The sequence below is a fragment of the Pseudomonas sp. PICF141 genome, assembly GCF_002286815.1.
Classification (GTDB): Bacteria; Pseudomonadota; Gammaproteobacteria; order Pseudomonadales; family Pseudomonadaceae; genus Aquipseudomonas.
Window position 1 is genome coordinate 158,969 of record NZ_MUNM01000050.1, and the last position, 18,433, is coordinate 177,401.

Consider the following 18,433-nt stretch of genomic DNA (forward strand, 5'->3'; position numbering starts at 1 on the left):
CTGCTTCGCAGCCGAACGCAGCCTTCGGCAGCTGCTACGAATAATGCGGTTGGGGTCAAGCCGCCCAAGGGTCTTCATGTATTTTCTCGCTCGTCTGTCGGCCTTGCTTGCCGCATTGCTGTTGCTCAACGGTTGCGAGCAACAGAGCGCGCCGCCGCTCGATCAGCAACTCTATGTCTGGCAACGCCAATGGACGCCGGCCCATGACGCCGCGCTGCGCGACAGCCGTGCCGACTTCTCGACCTTGCGCGTACTGGCCTTGCAGGCGTTTGCGCAGGCTGGCTGGAGCCGGGCGCGAGTCGATCCGGTGCTGCTCAAGCGTGATGGCCGACCGCTGATTGCGGTGATTCGTCTGGATGGCCAGCTCCCGGGCCTGGATCAAGAGCAGGTCACCGCACAAATCCAGCAAGTGCTCAGCGATTGGCAAGGGCAGGGGCTGATCCTCTCCGGCGTGGAAATCGACCACGATGCGGGCAACGCCCGGCTACCGGCCTATCGCGAATTCCTTACGCATTTACGCACCGTTCTGCCCGCTTCCTTGCCGTTGAGCATCACCGCGTTGCCGGCCTGGCTCGACAGCCCTGAATTGCCGGCGTTGCTGGCAACTGTCGACAGCAGCGTTTTGCAGGTGCACGCGGTGAGCGATCCACGGCGTGGGCTGTTCGACCCCAATCAGGCACGGCAATGGGCCAAAGCCTGGAGCCGTATCACCTCGAAACCGTTTTATCTGGCATTGCCGGCTTATGGCGTGGCGTTGTTGCCGGGGGACGGTGGCGCGCCGGTCGTGGAAAGTGAAGTGCCCATCGAGCGGGGCGGCGAACGCCGGGAATTACTGGCGGATCCGCTGCAACTGAGCAAACTCGGCGCCGAGTTGCGCGCCGATCCACCGGATCATCTGGCCGGGCTGATCTGGTTTCGCCTGCCGCTGGCCAATGATCGCAGGGCCTGGAGCTTGACGACGCTCATCGCCGTGGCGCGCGGCGATACACTCGACAGCCGCGTGGGGCTGAAGCTCTCGGCGCAGGACGGCCTCTACGACATCAGCGTCAGCAACCAAGGCAACCTCGATAGCGCCTGGCCCGAACGCCTGACATTGGCGGTGCAGGGCTGCGACGGCGCCGATGCATTGGCCGGTTATGCGTTGCAACAACGTCCGGATCTGCTTACCTTCACCCGCCTGCGCGAGGGTCGAATACCGGCGGGCGGGCAGCGCGCCATCGGCTGGGCACGCTGCGCAACTATTGATCAAGGAGGTTCGAATGTTCACCCGTAACTGGCCCCGCCATGTGCTTTGCCTGAGCCTCAGCCTGCCGTTGGGTTCAGCGTTGGCCTGCGGGCCGGACTTCCCCATGCGCCTGCTGGACAACCGTGGCCAGTCGCTGGCGGAACTGCCGGAAGGCAACTTCAACGTTGAGATCAGTCGCCTCGGGCATGCCATCGCTGGACTGAAAAATGTCACGGCTGCCACCAACATTCCGGGGGACGGTTACGGCGATGGGCCGGATTACGCGGGTCAGCGCAACACCGCCGAACAGGCTGGTTTGACGCCTGAGCAGCAAGCACTGGTGCAACAGCTGCGCAGCCTGACCGATGCCCGTCAGGTTGAAGAGCAAGGCGCGAGCCTGCCGGCCGAGCACAGGTTGTACCTGGCGGGCGCGGTGGCGTTCAACGCGGGTGACCATGGTTTGGCCGCTGAATATTTTCATAAAGTGCTGGCGCTGCCGGCGGATCAACGTGCGTTGCGCAGTACCTGGGCGGCTTACTCGTTGGGGCGGGCACTGTTTGCCATGAGTTCAGGGGCGGGCGCGGGGCCCGACCTGTTGGCTCAATCCCGAAAAGCCTTCGAACAAACGCGTCAGCTGAGCATCGACGGCTTCAGCGACCCCTTGGAACTGGGTGTTGCGAGCCTCGGCGAAGAAGCGCGAGTGGCCCGCACCGCTGGCGACTGGGACAGCGCCATCGAACTCTACGCCACGCAGAACCTCCACGGTTCGGCGGTGGGCTACAGCTCGTTGAAATGGTTGATGGCCGATCTGATGGCAATGCCCGATGACCGACTGACGGTATTGCTCAAGGGCAAAGCGGTGCAGCAACTGGTGACGGCGTCGTTGATCAGTCGACTGGGCTGGTCATTCGGTGATCAACCGCCGAACGAACAAAAACTGATCAAGCTGCTGCAAAACAGCACCCGAGGCAGCCTGGATAACGCGGATCGCCTGGCGGCGATGAACTATCAACAGGGCGATTACGCCAGTGCCAAAGCCTTTCTCGAACAGGCCGGTGATGGCGGCCTTGCATGGTGGCTGCGGGCGAAACTGGCGTTGCGTGATGGCGACAAAGACGCTGCCGCTGCGGCTTACGCCAAGGCAGCCCAAGCCTTCCCGCAGAACGAGTCCTGGGGTGAACGACGGACCCCGGACTGGGATTACGAAACAGTTCAGCCCAAGTGCCGGGTCGAGGGCGAAAGCGCGATCCTGGCCCTGCAACGCGGGGATTATCTGCAAGCCTTTGATCAACTCTATCGCAGCCAACGCATTTACTGGTACGACGCGGCCACGGTTGCCGAGCGGGTGCTGACCCTCGATGAACTCAAGCATTACGTCGACACTCAGGTGCCCGCACCGCCACCGCTCAGTCAGCAGGATCGCGACAATTATGTGCCGTTGCCGGTTGCCGCCAGCCTGCGAAATCTGCTGGGGCGGCGGTTGTTGCGTGAAGGGCGTTATGACGAAGCGCCAGGGTATTTCGATCATGCTGTTTTGCAGGCCAAAGCCAAGTGGTATGGGGAGTTGCGCAACGACGCCGAATCAAAGTGGTGGCCGACCCAACGGGCATTCGCTTATTACTATGCCGCGACACTGGCCCGCTACGATGGAATGGAGTTGTTGGGCTATGAGATGTCCCCGGATTACGCGACGTTTGGTGGCAATTACCGCCTCGAGAGCAGCGAACTCAAGGTCGGACCTCTCATGGCTGAAGAGGAAGTCCAACGCCAGCAATCCAGCGCCGCCAAGCCGGATCAGCGCTATCACTATCGTTATGTCGCCACAGCTTTAGCCAGTCGTGCAGCCGACAATTTGCCCCACACTAGCCAAGCCTTTGCAGCCGTGCTGTGTGAGGCGGCGGGTTGGAACACCAGTCGCGAAGAAGCAAGAGCCTTCTATCAACGCTACATCAAAGAAGGCCCTTATGTGGATTGGGCCATCTCCTTCGGCGAACAATGTCTTACCCCGGATTTTCAGAATGCAGATAAACGTTACATAACCCAGGCTGTGGCTCCCATCCGTTCGGCACTACGGCCTTACAAAAAGTGGCTGCAAGTGGGGAGTGTTGTAGCGTTTACAGCGGTAGCGCTGGTGCTGATCAATCGACGCCAGCGCAAGGCGCGGCAGTAATCATCCCTGCTGCACAAAGGTCAGCCGCACCGCGAAGCCGATCAGCAAGCTGCCGAACAACCATTGCTGCACCCGCTGGGCTGATGGACTGCGTTGCAGCCAGCGGCCCAGCGCGGCGCCGACCAACGCGTAGGCGCTGTCGAACAGTAACCCGACACCGACCAGCATTACGCCCAGCGTCGCAAATTGCGTGAGCACCGGCCCGGCGTGCGGATCAATGAACTGCGGCAACAGCACCGAGCAAAACAATAGCGCCTTGGGGTTGAGCAGGTTGGTCAGCAAACCGCGCTGGACGGTCTCGCGCCAATGCGGTTTTTCAGTAGTTGCGTTTGTACCATTCAAGCTCGGCAGCATCGTGGTGCGCAGGCACTGAATGCCGATCCACAGCAGGTACGCAGCCCCAGCCAGGCGCACCACGTCGAAGGTCCAGGGCGCCGTCTTGAACAGCGCCGCCAAACCCAACGCCGCCAAGGCCACATGACAACCACGTGCCACACCGAGCCCCAACGCCGTGGCCAGCGCCGCGCCTTTGCCCTGACGCGCGCCGGTCTGCAACAGCAGGATCATGTCCGGGCCCGGCAACAGGTACACCACCGCCAGCGCCATGAAAAACAGCCAGAGTCCTGCCATGTTGCACCCCATTGGTTGTCGATCTGGTGGAGATCAGTCTAAGTCCGAGGGGCAGGGCAGGTGGTTGCGTAGTCAGCTTCTAAAGACCCGATATTTGGCATAACCTGCCACTTTATGATGATCGAACCATCGGGATCTGCCAAACCATGAAACTGGACGCCTACGACCGCAAGATTCTCGCCGCGTTGCAACGGGACGGTCGCCTGAGCAACGTGCAATTGGCTGACGAAATCGGTTTGTCTGCCTCGCCCTGTTTGCGTCGGGTACGGATGCTGGAAGAGGCGGGCGTGATTCGCGGCTATCAGGCCAATCTGGATCGAGATGAAGTGGGCCTTGGGCTGACGGTGTTTGTCGGGGTCAAAGTCGAACGACACAACGATGAACAGGCTGAAGCTTTTCGCCTGGCCGTGACGGCATTGCCTGAGGTGATTTCGGCGTTCCTGGTATCAGGGGAGTCCGATTTTCTGTTGCAAGTGGTGGTGCCGGATTTGCGCGCCTATGACCGTTTCCTCACCGGCCGCCTGTTGAAACTGCCGGGTGTGAGCGATATCCGCAGCAACTTTGCGATTCACACGGTAAAGACCCCGGGGGCATTGCCGTTGGAGCATTTGCCGCTTTAGACCGCGTTGACTGCATCGCGAGCCGGCTCGCTCCCCCCCATTGGCTGTGTGAACGCCACAGATCAAATGTGGAAGCGAGCCTGCTCGCGATAGCGGTAGTTCAGTCTCCGGGCTTACATCTGCGTCGCCATCCCCTCCACATCCATTGCCGCCTGGCGCAAGGCTTCGGAGCGAGTCGGGTGTGGGTGACAAGTCAGGGCGATGTCTTCGGCCGAGGCGCTGAACTCCATCGCCACGCAATATTCGCCAATCAATTCACTCACGCTGGGGCCCACAAGGTGCACACCGAGGACTTCGTCGGTGCGCTCATCGGCCAATACTTTGGCGAAGCCTTCGGTTTCGTGATTGATCTTCGCCCGGCTGTTGGCCGTGAAGGGAAACTTGCCAACCTTATAAGCGCGACCTTCGGCCTTCAGTTGTTCTTCGGTCTTGCCGACGCTGGCCAACTCCGGTTTGGTGTAGATCACGCTGGGGATCAGGTCGTAATTGACCTCGCCGGCCTTGCCGACGATTTGCTCGATGCAGGCCATGGCTTCGTCTTCGGCCTTGTGGGCGAGCATCGGCCCCGACGTGACATCACCGACCACCCAGATGCCAGCGGCCTCGGTGCGGTGGCCCTTATTGGCGAGCATGCCGCGCTTGTCCGTGGCGAGGCCGACGTTTTCCAGCCCCAGGCCTTGGGTATAAGGGCGCCGACCAATGGCTACCAACACATAATCGGCTTCAAGCAACTCGGCGGTGCCACCCGCGGCCGGTTCGACGCTGAGCTGAACACCGCTCGCCGACGTCGTGGCACTGGTGACTTTCGAGCTCAACTTGAAGCGGATGCCTTGCTTGCTCAACGAGCGTTGAAGGCTCTTGCCCGCTTCGCCATCCACGCCGGGGCAGATCCGATCGAGAAATTCGACCACCGTCACCTGAGCACCCAGGCGCCGCCATACCGAGCCCAACTCCAGGCCGATCACCCCGGCACCGATCACCACCAAATGCTTCGGTACTTCAGCCAGCGACAATGCGCCGGTGGAGTCGAGAATGCGTTTGTTGTCGATGTCCACGCCGGGCAGGGGAGTGGGTTCGGAACCGGTGGCGATAATGATGTCTTTGGCACTCAGTTCGGTCTTGGTGCCCTGGTTGTCGGTCACCGTGACTTTGCCCGGCCCGTCGATGCGGCCCCAGCCCTTGATCCAGTCGACTTTGTTTTTGCGAAACAGAAACTCGATGCCCTTGGTCAGCCCGGTAACGCTTTCATCTTTCTGTTTCATCATTTGAGCCAGGTTGAGGACAGGTTTGACCTCAATCCCCAGGTTGGCGAATTCCGCTCCCATGGCCGCGTCGTAGAGTTCGGAGGCATGCAGCAGCGCCTTGGACGGCATGCAGCCGACATTCAGGCACGTTCCGCCCAGAGTGGCGCGTCCTTCCACGCAGGCTGCTTTAAGACCCAGCTGGCCAGCGCGGATCGCTGCGTTATAGCCGCCGGGGCCTGCGCCCAGAATAACGACGTCATAGGTGCTCATGGTGGTACTCCTGGTGAAGGGGACAGGGTCGATAAACGTAGCCTTGGATAAAAATTACGAGCGTAATATGTGCGTTTCGAGCCATTTCGGTCAAGGCTTCAGGTCCGGCGCTTTTAGATGAAGCGATTTACGACGAATATTTCACTACTTTCGTTATATCGTAACGAAATGTGATGCAAGCGAAGGCTGGGGTGGTATGCAAGTCGATCTCGATGACGATGAGGCACAAATAGCAGCGCTGCCGCGCTTTCAGCAGGCGGTGGTTCAAGGACGTCGATTGCGGCCCTTCGCGATCGGTTTGGCGGCCTTGGCTGGCGCGGGGCTGGTGCTGGCGTTTTTTGTCGGGCTGTTTGCGCCGCAGTCGCTTTGGCCGGCGTTGCTGGTCAATCAGAGCGCCGGTTTGCTGGTGCTGGTCGCCGGCCTGCAATCGGCCTGGTGGGTAACGCAGTGGCGCGCACGGGCGATGGACCCTGCATTGTCGGTGCCGGTGGTTGTCGCTGAGGAGGTCGTTGGCGCTGAAGGCTGGTACGAGCGGTTGCTGGACCGCATCAGCCAACGGTGGTTGCGCTTGCTGGGGCAGATCGGTGCGCCAACGCTATGGTTAGCGGGCTGGGCGTTATTGACGTTGTACAGTATCGGGCACGTCTGGAATCTGACCTTGCCGCCCGCCGCGTTGGGGATGTCGGCCAGTGTCGGCGCCACGCTGTCGTTGCTGCTGGCTTTCGGTTTGCTGGTGCTGGAGCGGCAACTGGCACAGGAAAACGTCGCCCAGTGGCCCGAAGCAGGGCCGTTGGCGCAACTGACACGGGTCGCGATTATTTGCCTGGTGCTCAGCGCACTGTGTGTGTTGTTCGGCAATGAAACATCGGTCTGGCCGGTGCGTCTGGCAGTGCTGATCGGCTTGCTGCCGGGGTTGGTCGCCGTCGAGTTGCTGCTGCGGGCCGTGTTGGCGCTGTTCAGCCCTCGTCGTGAACAGCTGGAGCCGGCCTTGCTGGCGCGAAGCTTCGTCGCCGACATGCTGCGCTGGCCGCCGCAACCTTTGCTCGCATTGCAGCACGAATTGCACAATCGCTTTGGTATCGACCTGCGACAAATCTGGGCCTTCACCTACATGCGCCGGGCGTTTTTGCCGGTGCTGGCGGTGGTGGCTATCGTCGGTTGGTCGCTCACCGGTGTTCACGAAATTCCCCTGCAAGGGCGCGGTATCTATGAGCGTTTCGGCAAACCGGTGGAGGTGTTCGGCCCTGGTTTGCACGTCGGTTTGCCATGGCCGCTGGGCCGGGTGCTGAGCGTCGAGAACGGCGTGGTTCACGAGTTGGCCACCAGCGTGGGCGACACGTCGGCGCCGGTCGCGGCCGAACCTGCCGAAGGCCCGGCACCGGCGATTGCCAATCGCTTGTGGGACGCCAGTCATGTGAACGACAAATCCCAGGTCATCGCCAGCAGCCGCGACGACAAACAGAGCTTCCAGATCGTCAACATGGACGTGCGCTTCGTCTATCGAATCGGCTTGAGCAATCAGGCGGCATTAGCCGCGACGTACAACAGCGCCGATGTGCCAACGTTGATCCGCAGCACCGCCAGCCGGATTCTGGTGCACGATTTCGCCTCGCGAACCCTCGATGGTTTGCTCGGCGAGGACAGGGTAGGGCTCGCTGAAGAGATCGGCCGCGCCGTGCAGGCTGACCTGCAAAAACTCGACAGCGGCGTGGAAATTCTTGCCACGGTAATTGAGGCCATCCACCCGCCAGCGGGTGCGGCCAATGCTTATCACGGTGTGCAAGCGGCGCAGATTGCCGCTCAGGCATCGATTTCCCGTGAGCGCGGAGCTGCGGCCGAAGCGACCCACCAGGCGCAACTGCACGCCAGCATCGCTCACGATCGCGCGACGGCCAATGCTCATGAAATCAGCGCGACCGCTCAGGCCGCCGAGTTGAAATTTGCCGCCGAGCGAAAGGCTTTTTCCAGCGCCGGCCAGGCCTTCGTGCTGGAGCAATACCTCAGCCAGCTGACCCAAGGTTTGGCCAACGCCAGGCTACTGGTTCTTGATCATCGCCTGGGCGGCACCAGCAATGCGCCGACCATCGACCTACGTACCTTCACGCTGCCGGCTGAGCCTGCGCCGCCGCGTAATTCCGCTCAGCCAGGAGCCGCCCATTGAACCAGCCGACGCCTACACACAATCGCGGTCACGATGACCACGCTGACCACGATCACGGCCATGGCGGACATCACCACGGCCATCACCATCATCACCACGGCGATCCACACGAAGCGGGCCCGTTCCCGTGGCGGCGAATGGGTTGGGCGGCGCTGCTGGTGGCGTTTGCCATTGCGGCGGCGAGCCTGGTGCAGGTGCGTTCGGGAGAGGCCACGGTTATCACTCGCTTCGGCAATCCATCGCGGGTGTTGCTGGAGCCGGGACTTGGCTGGCGTTGGCCGGCACCGTTCGAGGCGGCGATTCCGGTGGATCTGCGGCTGCGCACCACCTCCAGCGGCTTGCAGGATGTGGGCACGCGCGATGGTCTGCGCATCATCGTGCAAGCCTACGTGGCCTGGCAGGTGCCGGGTGATCCAGACAACGTGCAACGCTTTATGCGCGCCGTGCAGAACCAGCCGGACGAAGCCGCGCGGCAGATTCGCACTTTTGTCGGCTCCGCGTTGGAAACCACCGCCAGCAGTTTTGATCTGGCCAACCTGGTGAACACCGATGCCAATCAAGTGCGCATCGCCGATTTTGAAGCGCAACTGCGTCAGCAGATTGATCAGCAGTTACTCACCACCTATGGCGTGCGCGTGCTGCAAGTCGGCATCGAGCGTTTGACCTTGCCATCGGTGACGCTCACTGCGACTGTCGATCGTATGCGTGCCGAGCGTGAAACCATCGCCACTGAACGCACGGCCATCGGCAAGCGTGAAGCGGCGCAAATTCGCTCCGCGGCCGAGCGTGACGCGCGAATCGTACAAGCCGATGCAACAGTGAAAGCCGCGGACATCGAAGCCCAATCCCGCGTCGAAGCCGCGCAGATTTACGGCCGTGCCTACGCCGGTTCGCCGCAGCTCTACAACGTGCTGCGCTCTCTCGACACCTTGGGCACCATCGTCACGCCGGGCACCAAACTGATTTTGCGTACCGATGCTGCGCCATTTCGGGTGTTGGTTGAGGGACCGCCGACTCTCGATAACAAGTCCGGGTCGCAGCCATGAATTTAAAAGTTCCACGTGGAACACATGAGTTGAGCAGCCCGTGGATTCAGGCCGGGCGCTTGGCTTTTCTGGCGCTGTACGCCGTGACCGTGCTGGCTGCGTTGGCATGGGCATTTTCCAATGTGCGGCAGATCGACCCGCAAAATCGTGCTGTGGTGCTGCACTTCGGCGCACTGGATCGCCTTCAAAATGCCGGTTTGCTATTGGCATGGCCGCGCCCGTTCGAGCAGGTCATCACGTTGCCGGCAGCGGATCGGGTGATCGAGCGTCGGGTGGATAATCTGCTGCGCTCGGATGCCGCGTTGCAGGCCGATCGAGTCGCGAGTTTCGCCACGCCCATCAGCGATGCGCTTGCCGGCTCCGGTTATCTGCTGACCGGTGATGCGGGCGTGGTACAACTGGATGTGCGGGTGTTCTACAAGGTCACCGAACCCTATGCCTTCGTTCTTCAGGGTGAACATGTGCTGCCGGCGCTGGATCGGCTGGTGACGCGCAGTGCCGTTGCGCTTACTGCCGCGCGCGACCTGGACACCATTCTGGTGGCTCGACCGGAACTGATCGGCGCCGACAATCAGGCCGCTGAGCGCCGCGAACGTCTACGTGGCGATCTGGTGCGGGGCATCAATCAACGCTTGGCCGAATTGACGGCGACCGGGCAGGGGTTGGGCATTGAAGTGGAGCGGGTCGATGTGCAATCGAGTCTTCCCGGGCCGGCGGTGAATGCGTTCAACGCAGTGTTAACCGCCAGCCAGCAAGCCGACAAAGCCGTGGCCAACGCGCGCACCGAAGCCGAGAAGTTGACTCAGTCCGCCAACGAACAAGCCGACCGCACGCTGCAAGTGGCTCACGCCCAAGCCAGCGAACGCCTGGCCAAAGCCTCTGCCGACACCGCCACAGTGCTGAGTTTGGCCAAGGCGCAGCAGCAAGGCACCGACCCGCAAATGCTGCTGCGGATTTACCGTGAGCGGCTGCCGAAGATTCTCGGCCAGGCCGGCTCGGTGACCACGGTCGATCCCAAAGACGATTCCCGCCTGATCATTCAGGGAGCTGCGCAATGACTGCCCAAACCGCCGCCGCGCCGAGCATGTTGTCTTCGGCTGAACAACGTAGCGCCGCGCGCCAGTTGACCCTGGCCATGCTTGCATTGGGCTTGCTTGCGCTGGGGCTGATCTGGCGCTGGTTGTTACCACAGCAGACCGGGGTGAGCCAATTGCTGCTGGGTTTCGCTTCGTTGCTGGTGGCCGTGCCGGTCATGCGCTCGGCGTGGTTCAGCCTGCGTTATCCGAGCCTGCACGGGATTACCGATCAACTGATCGCCCTGGCCATGCTCGGCGCCTGGGCCACGGGCGATCTGCTGACCGCTGCGCTATTGCCGATCATCATGATCTTCGGCCACGTACTGGAAGAGCGCAGCGTGATCGGTTCCCAGGAAGCGATTCATGCTCTGGGCAAACTGACTCGCAGCCATGCACGTAAAATTCAGGCTGATGGCAGCGTTGTTGAAGTCGACAACGGCACGCTCAAGGCTGGCGATCTGGTGGAGGTGCGTGCCGGTGATCGAGTGCCGGCGGATGGCCGGGTATTGTCGGGTCAGGCAAGCCTGGACACCGCTTCGATCACCGGTGAGTCAGTGCCGATAGAAACTGTCGTAGGCATGCCGGTGTTCGGTGGGGCGATCAACCTCGATGGCCTGCTGCGCATTGAAGTGACCCGCACCGGTAACGAATCGACCCTGGGTAAAGTCATTGCGCTGATGCAAAGCGCTGAACGTTCCAAGCCGCCGATCACCCGTTTGCTCGAACGCTACGCCGGCAGCTACATGGTATTGGTGTTGCTGCTGGCTGCCGTGACCTGGTTCGTGACCAACGATGCGCAAGCGATGCTCGCAGTGTTGGTCGCAGCGTGCCCTTGCGCGCTGGTGTTGTCGGCACCGGCCACGGCCATTGCCGGAGTGGCGGTGGCGGCTCGGCACGGCATTCTGATTCGCAGCTCGGCGTTCCTCGAAGAGTTGGCTGACCTGACCTCGTTGGTGGTCGACAAGACCGGAACCCTGACGTTTGGCACCTTGCGCCTGCAATCCATCGACAGTCCGCTGGAGGATCGCAGCTACGTGCTGAAACTTGCCGCCAGCCTCGGTTCCGCCAGCAGTCACCCGGTCAGCCGCGCCTTGGCCGGGTTAGTCACCCAGGAACACTTTCTGCTGCTCTCTGACATTCACGAGCGTCAGGGGCTGGGTGTCGTGGCGATGACAGAGCAGGGCGAAGCGGCCCTCGGCCGTCCGGAGCTGTTCGCGCAACTGGGCATCGCCACATCCGCTGTGCCCGAACACGACGGCCCGATTGCCGGGCTGGCACTCAACGGTGAATTTCTCGCCTGGCTGTTGCTCGCCGACAGTGTAAAACCCGAGGCGCGGTTTGCCCTGAGCGAGTTGCGTGAATTGGGTTTGGGTCGTCAGCTGTTGCTCACCGGGGATCGGCAAAGCGTTGCGCATACGCTGGCCCGCGATGTGGGCATCAGTGATGTCGAAGCCCAGGCCTTGCCCGAAGACAAGCTCAACCGCGTAATGAAAGAAATCGGCAGCGGGTTCCGGCCAATGGTGGTGGGCGACGGTATCAACGATTCCCTGGCGCTCAAGGCCGGTGTGGTCGGCGTGGCCATGGGCGCGGGCGGCGCGGACATCGCGCTGGCCTCGGCCGATATCGTGCTGATCGGCAGCGATCTGCGCCGGCTCGGAACCTGTGTGCGCTTGAGTCGCCAATGCCGCCAGACCTTGCAGGTCAACGTGATCATCGGGTTGGGCTGGACCCTGGCCATCGTCGCGTTTGCCGCATTTGGCTGGCTCGGCGCGGCAGGGGCGATGATTGCCGCGCTGCTGCACAACTTGAGCACGTTATTGGTGCTCGGGAATGCCGGGCGTTTGCTACGCTTTCAGGAACCCCTACTCAAACTTAAGGATGAGGTGTAAGTGTCTACAACTTTTCAGAACTGTGTGCCGGATTTGTAGTCATCTAGGGTAAGGCGGTCACTCACAAGGAGCCGACCGTTGGCTGGGTTTCACCGTTGATGGCAACACCGGGATCAGAAAGTGGGCTATTAATCGATAGCCTGCTATTTTTCAGGGATGGTCTACCCTCAGATTTGGCGTCTGAAACAAGGGGGACTTTTCATGCTCGCGCAACTTCCACCGGCCTTACAGAATCTGCAATTACCGCTTCGCTTGCGACTCTGGGATGGTCATGAATTCAATCTGGGGCCGGCGCCCAGCGTCACCATTGTGGTCAAGGACCCCCACATGGTTACCCAGTTCACCCATCCCAGCCTCGATGCGTTGGGGGCGGCGTTCGTCGAGGGCAAGCTGGAGCTGGAAGGCTCCATCAGCGACGTGATTCGTGTCTGCGATGAATGGAGCCAGGCGTTGTTGAACGGTGAGGAAGGCAATCAGCCTGTGCGCACCGTCCATGACAAGGAAACCGACGCCCAGGCCATCTCCTACCACTACGACCTTTCCAACGCGTTTTATCAATTGTGGCTCGACAGCGACATGGCGTATTCCTGCGCCTATTTCGAGACCGGCAGTGAAACCCTCGAACAAGCCCAGCAAGCCAAGTTTCGCCACCTGTGCCGCAAGTTGCGCTTGCAGCCAGGCGAATATCTGCTGGATGTCGGTTGCGGCTGGGGCGGGTTGGCGCGCTATGCGGCTCGGGAGTTCGGCGCGAAAGTGTTCGGAATCACGCTGAGTAAAGAGCAATTGGCACTGGCCCGCGAACGGGTGAAAGCCGAAGGCCTGGAGGATCAGATCGAACTGCAACTGCTCGATTACCGCGATCTGCCGCAGGACGGTCGCTTTGACAAGGTGGTCAGCGTTGGCATGTTCGAACACGTCGGCCACGCCAATTTGGCCGAGTACTGCAAAATCTTGTTCAGTGCAGTGAAGGAGGGCGGTCTGGTGATGAATCACGGGATCACCGCCAAGCACACCGACGGCCGGCCGGTTGGGCGCGGCGCCGGCGAGTTCATTGAGAAGTACGTATTCCCCAATGGCGAGCTGCCGCACCTGGCGATGATCTCCGCCGAGATCAGCGAAGCGGGGCTGGAAATCGTCGATGTCGAGAGCCTGCGCCTGCATTACGCGCGAACCCTGGACCACTGGAGCGAACGCCTGGAAGACAATCTGGAAGCCGCCAGCAAACTGGTGCCGGAACAGGCTTTACGGATCTGGCGGTTGTACCTGGCAGGGTGCGCCTATGCCTTTGCCCGAGGCTGGATCAACCTGCATCAAATTCTCGCGGTGAAAACCCATCCCGATGGCAGCCATGAACTGCCCTGGACCCGCGACGACATATACAACCCTTAAAGAATCGGTGAAATAAGCCGTGCGACCCGCATGCCGATCTGTTGCAGGCGGTGGGTCTGCCGGCTTTCTTCTTTGGCGATTTCGTGAGCCTGGGCGAAGTCATCATTGAGCATGTGTTCCACTTTGGCGGCAAATACGCTGTCGACCGTCAGCAACATCACTTCGAAATTCAGCCGGAACGAACGGTTGTCCATGTTGGCGCTGCCAATGGCGCTGATTTCGCTGTCGATCAGCACCACTTTCTGATGCATGAACCCCGGTTGGTAACGGTACAAGCGCACGCCCGCACGTACTGCTTCGAAAGCGTAGAGGCTGGATGCGGCATAGACGATCCGGTGATCCGCCCGCGACGGCAACAAAATCCGTACATCCACACCACGCAATACCGCCAGTCGTAACGCGGCGAACACCGCTTCGTCAGGGATGAAATAAGGCGTGGTGATCCACACCCGTTCCGTCGCCGCATGGATGGCTTCGACGAAGAATAGCGAACAGGTTTCGCAGGAATCCGCAGGGCCGGTGGCCAGTAATTGGCAGAGCACGCCGTCATCGGGATAGACCTGCGGCAGGATCAAGGGTGGAAGCGAACGGGCCGCCCAGAACCAGTCTTCGGCGAAGGACTCCTGCATGCAGGCCACTACCGGCCCGCGTACTTGTACGTGGGTGTCACGCCATGGCGCCAGGGGCGGTTTTTCGCCCATGTATTCGTCGCCAACGTTGAGCCCGCCGACAAAACCGACAATCCCGTCGACCACGACGATCTTGCGGTGGTTGCGGAAATTGACCTGGAAACGGTTGAGCCAGCCACTGCGGGTGGCGAAGGCTTTGACCTCGATACCGGCGTCGCGCAACGGTTGCACATAACCGTGGGGCAATGAGTGGCTGCCGATGCGGTCGTAGAGCAGGTAAATGGCCACGCCTTCGGCCGCTTTTTTCGTCAGCAAGGTGTGCAGGCGTTGGCCGAGGCGGTCATCGTGAATGATGAAGAACTGGATCAGCACCGCTTGCCGGGCATTGCTGATGGCATCGAAAATTGCATCGAAGGTGGCTTGGCCGTCGATCAGCAAGCGCACTTCGTTGTTCGCCAGACACGGCATGTGTCCCAGTTTGGGCATGGCTCTCAACGACGCGTAGGCGCTGGAGGCACGAGCGGCCAGTGCCTCTTCTACCCAAGGGCGCCAGTTCAGCTCGGAGATGGCCTTGCGCATTTCCTCGTTGGCTTGCCGTCGGGCCTTGATGTAGCCATCGAAGGTGCTACGGCCGAAGACCAGGTAAGGAATAAGCGTGAGGTAGGGAATGAACAGCAGTGACAGAGCCCAGGCGATCGAGCCTTGGGCGGTCCGAACGGTCAATACGGCATGAATGGCGGCAATCGAGCCCAGCGCGTGCAACAGAGCGATCAGATAACCGAACACATGCGGTCCGAAATAATCCATGGGGCAGCCTTGCTCCTGAAGATTCAATGCTTAAAAGACCATGTTCCGGGCAGAATGTCGCTATTTAATTGGCCCATGAACCGAAGTCCGTGGCTGACGTCTAACGGCCACTAATGATCAGGAGTTACTCGATGAACGTTCGTCTGCTGGGTTTGGCCATAGCGTTTGGTTTGACATTTTCTGTGGCTGCTCAGGCGCAGATGTTGCAGCCAGGCTTGTGGGAAATGACTTCAAGCAACATGAAGGTCGATGATCAGAATCTGCCCGATCTGCAACTGATCCTCGGCCAGATACAGAGTCAGATGACCCCTGAGCAGCGTGCGCAGCTGGAGAAACAGGGCATCACCATGGGTGGTAAAGGAATTCGTGCGTGCCTCACGCCTGAGCAAGTGAAGACCAACGACATTCCGCTGACGGACCCACAGTCGGGCTGCAAGCAGGAAATCACCGAGCGTACCGGTAACCAGTGGAAATTCCGCTTCAGCTGTCCGAAAGCGCAAGGCGCGGGTGTCGCCACATTCCTCAGCGATCGCGAGTTCACCACCAAGGTCAACGGCACCTTCAACGCCACCGGCATTCAGCAGAAGGGCAGCCTCGATACTCGTGCTGTGTGGTTGGGCCAGGATTGCGGGACCGTTAAACCTCGGGCCTAAAAGCTTCGCGGGCAAGCCTCGCTCCTACGGGGTATCAATGTCGATCGTGCGAACGACCCAGATGCTGTAGGAGCGAGGCTTGCCCGCGAAGGCGTCCGCTCGGGCACCTCAAGTCCGGAGCGGATTCAACAATTCACATACCGCCTCAATCCCTTTCTCTCCGAAGTCTTCTCCGCTGCCGCTGCGCATACTGACAAACCCGCCTTGCTTTTCCTTCTCGCCCACTACCAACAGATACGGCACTTTCTGGCTGTGCTGGCGAATCTTGTGGCTGATTTTCTCGTTACGCAGGTCCGAGTTGGCGCGCAATCCGCGGCGGCGCAGTGTCTCGGTCACCGAGTGCGCATAAGCACTCTGACGTTCATCAATGTTCACGACCATTACCTGCGACGGCGCTCGCCAGGTGTCCAGTTCCTGTTGGCTGGACCAGCACGTGCCGTAGATCCGTTGCTCAGAGGTGCCGCCAATATGATCCAGCGCGAAGGCCTGTAATACCTTGGTGGTGGGTACATGCGGGCCTGCGGCAAAACTTTCAAAATCGCCCAAGCGATACAGCGATAACCGTCCAGTTGGCGTTGCCCGGGAAGCCGTTTCCCGGCGGATCGAATGGTTGGTTGCCGCCAATGCACGCATGCGCGTTTCAATCAGGGGCAACTCGGCCAGCGTTAAAGAATGCCGTAAAGCAAACTCATAAAAGAAACCGTCACCCAGCGACGAGCCTGTGCGCAATTGCGCGTGCGGATAAAGCTGTTTGACGGCCATGGCCAACATCAGCGCACAGGAACGGCGAAGGATTTCCAGGCCATCGGGCTCTTGAGGCGTGACGATGCTTACCCGGGCATCGCCCTTGATCAGGAATCCACAATCGACCAACACGCCGTCGACCCGACCGGCCACCGCCGCGTTGGCCAACCCGAAACTGATGCTCGCAGCGACTTCATATACAGACAGTGGCTGATCGTACTCACGCAATGAACCATCGGGCAGGGTGATATGGATCATGATCGTGTTCTCGAATGTTTTCGATAACGCGTGCTAGGCATAAACCGTAGGGCTAAACCCTGCCCGTGGTCAAATGCAAAACGTGCAACCGGATTGCCACGGCGTTCGTTTCACCTTCAATACTGCGGTCGCATCTTGATGATGCGACCATGACTTACCAGCCAGTCACGACACGCTGCTCATGGTCAGAATTCGTTTTGCAGGGCTTTGTAGCCGCGCACCAGATCGACGTTGGTGCGTGCCACATCCTCGGAAAACTCCGAGGCGCTGACGCTCACCGGTGGGAATTGCGACAGGTCAGTATTGGGCCCGATGCGCGTGGTGGAGGGCACGTAGAAGTCCTCGGGCAAGTCACGACCGTCGACCACTGAGTTATGCCGCACCACGCAACCGTCGCCCACCGCGCAGTTGAACAGCACGCTGTTGAATCCGATGAACACGCGGTTACCGACGGTGCAGGGACCGTGCACGATGGAACGGTGGGCGATAGAGCTGAACTCGCCGATGGTCACCGCCGCGCCAGACTTGGAGTGAATCACCACACCGTCCTGGATATTCGAATTGGCGCCGATGGTGATCGCTTCCATTTCGCCCGAGTCATCCACTTCATCGGCGCGAATCACCGCGTACGGGCCGACGAATACGTTCTCGCCGATCACCACTTTGCCGCAGATGATGGCGGTTTTATCCACATACGCGGACTCAGCAATCGACGGCAGATCGCCGGAAGGATTCTTGCGGATCATGGCTTGCTCATCGCGTTGTACAGGGTGTTGAGGTTGTATTCGAACAACCCGGCGAAGGTGCTGGCCGGGCCCGTCGCCGCAAGAGCGTCAGAGTAAAGCGTGCCGCCGATACGCGCGCCGCTTTCATCAGCGATTTGCTTGAGCAGGCGTGCATCCTTGATGTTTTCCATGAACACCGCTTTGACCTGGGCCTGACGAATCTGGGTGATCAGCGCAGCGACTTCGGCCGCCGACGGTTCACGTTCGGTGGACAGACCTTGTGGCGCCATGAAGTCGATGCCGTACGCCTGACCGAGATAGCCGAAGGCGTCATGGGAGGTCACGATTTTGCGATTACCCGGCGGCAGCGAACCGAGCTTGGCTTTGGCCTCGGCGAGCAAGGCATAGATCTTTTTCAGGTAGGCCTGGCTGTTGTGTTCGTAGTCGGCTTTGTTGGCAGGGTCGGCGGCGATCAGCGCTTTGGTGATGTTGCTGATGTACAGCTCGCTATTTGCCAGGTTATGCCAGGCATGGGGGTCGGGAATGGTTTCGCCATCTTCTTCCAGCGAGCGTGGAATGACACCGTGGCTGGCACTGATGACCGTAGCTTTGGCCTCGGTGCTGGTCAGCAGACGATCCAGCCATGGCTCGAAACCTAACCCGTTTTTGATGATCAGCCTGGCCTTGAGCAGCGCCTTGGCATCGTCCGGGGTCGGTTCATAGGTATGGGCATCGGCGTCCGGCCCGACCATGTTGGTGATCTGGATATGGTCGCCGCCGATTTGATGGGTCATGTCGGCGAGGATGCTGAAGCTGGTGACGACCTGGAGTTTTTCCGCGGCAGACAACGACATCGTCAGCATCAGACTGAACAGCACGAGTAAAGCGCGCATCGGG

General features: G+C 60.4%; 15 protein-coding genes and 1 pseudogene. 9 read left to right on the forward strand and 7 right to left on the reverse strand.

Annotated elements, in window-relative coordinates; genetic code table 11:
• Nucleotides 1–76: 76 nt before the first annotated feature.
• Both BZL43_RS13710 and BZL43_RS13715 read left to right on the forward strand, forming a co-directional pair.
• Entirely contained in the window at nt 77–1,273 is a 1,197-nt protein-coding gene (locus BZL43_RS13710; RefSeq protein WP_095632801.1) for a DUF3142 domain-containing protein, read from the forward strand.
• Nucleotides 1,260–3,395, forward strand: a complete 2,136-nt coding sequence (locus tag BZL43_RS13715) for a hypothetical protein (protein ID WP_095632802.1) — start codon at nt 1,260–1,262, stop codon at nt 3,393–3,395. The genes BZL43_RS13710 and BZL43_RS13715 overlap by 14 nt, the downstream gene beginning before the upstream one ends.
• On the opposite strand, the gene BZL43_RS13720 is transcribed toward BZL43_RS13715, so the two are convergent.
• Complete coding sequence (locus BZL43_RS13720; protein ID WP_095632803.1) at nt 3,396–4,025, reverse strand: LysE family translocator; 630 nt, start codon at nt 4,023–4,025, stop codon at nt 3,396–3,398.
• Between the two features lie 146 nt (nt 4,026–4,171).
• Here BZL43_RS13720 and BZL43_RS13725 point away from each other — a divergent pair, with 146 nt between their 5' ends.
• Nucleotides 4,172–4,645 carry an Lrp/AsnC family transcriptional regulator gene (locus BZL43_RS13725; RefSeq protein WP_038980472.1) on the forward strand — a complete coding sequence of 158 codons (474 nt, stop codon included), beginning with the start codon at nt 4,172–4,174 and terminating at the stop codon, nt 4,643–4,645.
• Nucleotides 4,646–4,758: 113 nt separating this feature from the next.
• On the opposite strand, the gene lpdA is transcribed toward BZL43_RS13725, so the two are convergent.
• Nucleotides 4,759–6,159, reverse strand: a complete 1,401-nt coding sequence (gene lpdA / locus BZL43_RS13730; protein WP_095632804.1) for a dihydrolipoyl dehydrogenase — start codon at nt 6,157–6,159, stop codon at nt 4,759–4,761.
• A gap of 196 nt (nt 6,160–6,355) precedes the next feature.
• Between lpdA and hflK (BZL43_RS13735) the strand changes: the two genes are divergently transcribed.
• The 5 genes from hflK (BZL43_RS13735) to cfaB all read left to right on the forward strand — a co-directional run bounded on the left by hflK (BZL43_RS13735) (nt 6,356) and on the right by cfaB (nt 13,720).
• Nucleotides 6,356–8,320 carry a protease modulator HflK gene (gene hflK / locus BZL43_RS13735; protein WP_095632805.1) on the forward strand — a complete coding sequence of 655 codons (1,965 nt, stop codon included), beginning with the start codon at nt 6,356–6,358 and terminating at the stop codon, nt 8,318–8,320.
• Complete coding sequence (hflC, locus tag BZL43_RS13740; protein ID WP_095632806.1) at nt 8,317–9,366, forward strand: protease modulator HflC; 1,050 nt, start codon at nt 8,317–8,319, stop codon at nt 9,364–9,366. Before hflK (BZL43_RS13735) ends, hflC begins: the two co-directional genes overlap by 4 nt.
• Complete coding sequence (hflK, locus tag BZL43_RS13745; protein ID WP_095632807.1) at nt 9,363–10,424, forward strand: protease modulator HflK; 1,062 nt, start codon at nt 9,363–9,365, stop codon at nt 10,422–10,424. The genes hflC and hflK (BZL43_RS13745) overlap by 4 nt, the downstream gene beginning before the upstream one ends.
• Complete coding sequence (locus tag BZL43_RS13750) at nt 10,421–12,331, forward strand: heavy metal translocating P-type ATPase (RefSeq protein WP_095632808.1); 1,911 nt, start codon at nt 10,421–10,423, stop codon at nt 12,329–12,331. The genes hflK (BZL43_RS13745) and BZL43_RS13750 overlap by 4 nt, the downstream gene beginning before the upstream one ends.
• A 201-nt stretch (nt 12,332–12,532) precedes the next feature.
• Nucleotides 12,533–13,720 (forward strand): C17 cyclopropane fatty acid synthase CfaB, encoded by a 1,188-nt coding sequence (gene cfaB / locus BZL43_RS13755; protein ID WP_095632809.1) that lies wholly within the window; start codon nt 12,533–12,535, stop codon nt 13,718–13,720.
• Here cfaB and cls read toward each other — a convergent pair.
• Both cls and BZL43_RS28825 read right to left on the reverse strand, forming a co-directional pair.
• The gene (gene cls, locus BZL43_RS13760) at nt 13,717–15,156 is read right to left on the reverse strand and encodes a cardiolipin synthase (protein ID WP_095632810.1); all 1,440 of its coding nucleotides are present in this window, start codon (nt 15,154–15,156) and stop codon (nt 13,717–13,719) included. The genes cfaB and cls overlap by 4 nt on opposite strands.
• 23 nt (nt 15,157–15,179) lie before the next feature.
• Nucleotides 15,180–15,260 (reverse strand): annotated as a pseudogene (locus BZL43_RS28825) (CRISPR-associated DxTHG motif protein); the annotation flags it as partial.
• A 27-nt stretch (nt 15,261–15,287) separates the two neighbouring features.
• Here BZL43_RS28825 and BZL43_RS13770 point away from each other — a divergent pair.
• Nucleotides 15,288–15,809 (forward strand): DUF3617 domain-containing protein, encoded by a 522-nt coding sequence (locus BZL43_RS13770; protein ID WP_095632811.1) that lies wholly within the window; start codon nt 15,288–15,290, stop codon nt 15,807–15,809.
• Nucleotides 15,810–15,917: 108 nt separating this feature from the next.
• Here BZL43_RS13770 and BZL43_RS13775 read toward each other — a convergent pair whose 3' ends face one another.
• The 3 genes from BZL43_RS13775 to BZL43_RS13785 all read right to left on the reverse strand — a co-directional run bounded on the left by BZL43_RS13775 (nt 15,918) and on the right by BZL43_RS13785 (nt 18,429).
• Nucleotides 15,918–16,811, reverse strand: a complete 894-nt coding sequence (locus tag BZL43_RS13775; RefSeq protein ID WP_095632812.1) for a His/Gly/Thr/Pro-type tRNA ligase C-terminal domain-containing protein — start codon at nt 16,809–16,811, stop codon at nt 15,918–15,920.
• Between the two features lie 185 nt (nt 16,812–16,996).
• On the reverse strand, nt 16,997–17,557 hold the full coding sequence (locus BZL43_RS13780) for a DapH/DapD/GlmU-related protein (protein ID WP_095632813.1): 561 nt from the start codon (nt 17,555–17,557) through the stop codon (nt 16,997–16,999).
• On the reverse strand, nt 17,554–18,429 hold the full coding sequence (locus BZL43_RS13785; RefSeq protein ID WP_095632814.1) for a metal ABC transporter substrate-binding protein: 876 nt from the start codon (nt 18,427–18,429) through the stop codon (nt 17,554–17,556). The genes BZL43_RS13780 and BZL43_RS13785 overlap by 4 nt, the downstream gene beginning before the upstream one ends.
• Between the last annotated feature and the right edge of the window lie 4 nt (nt 18,430–18,433).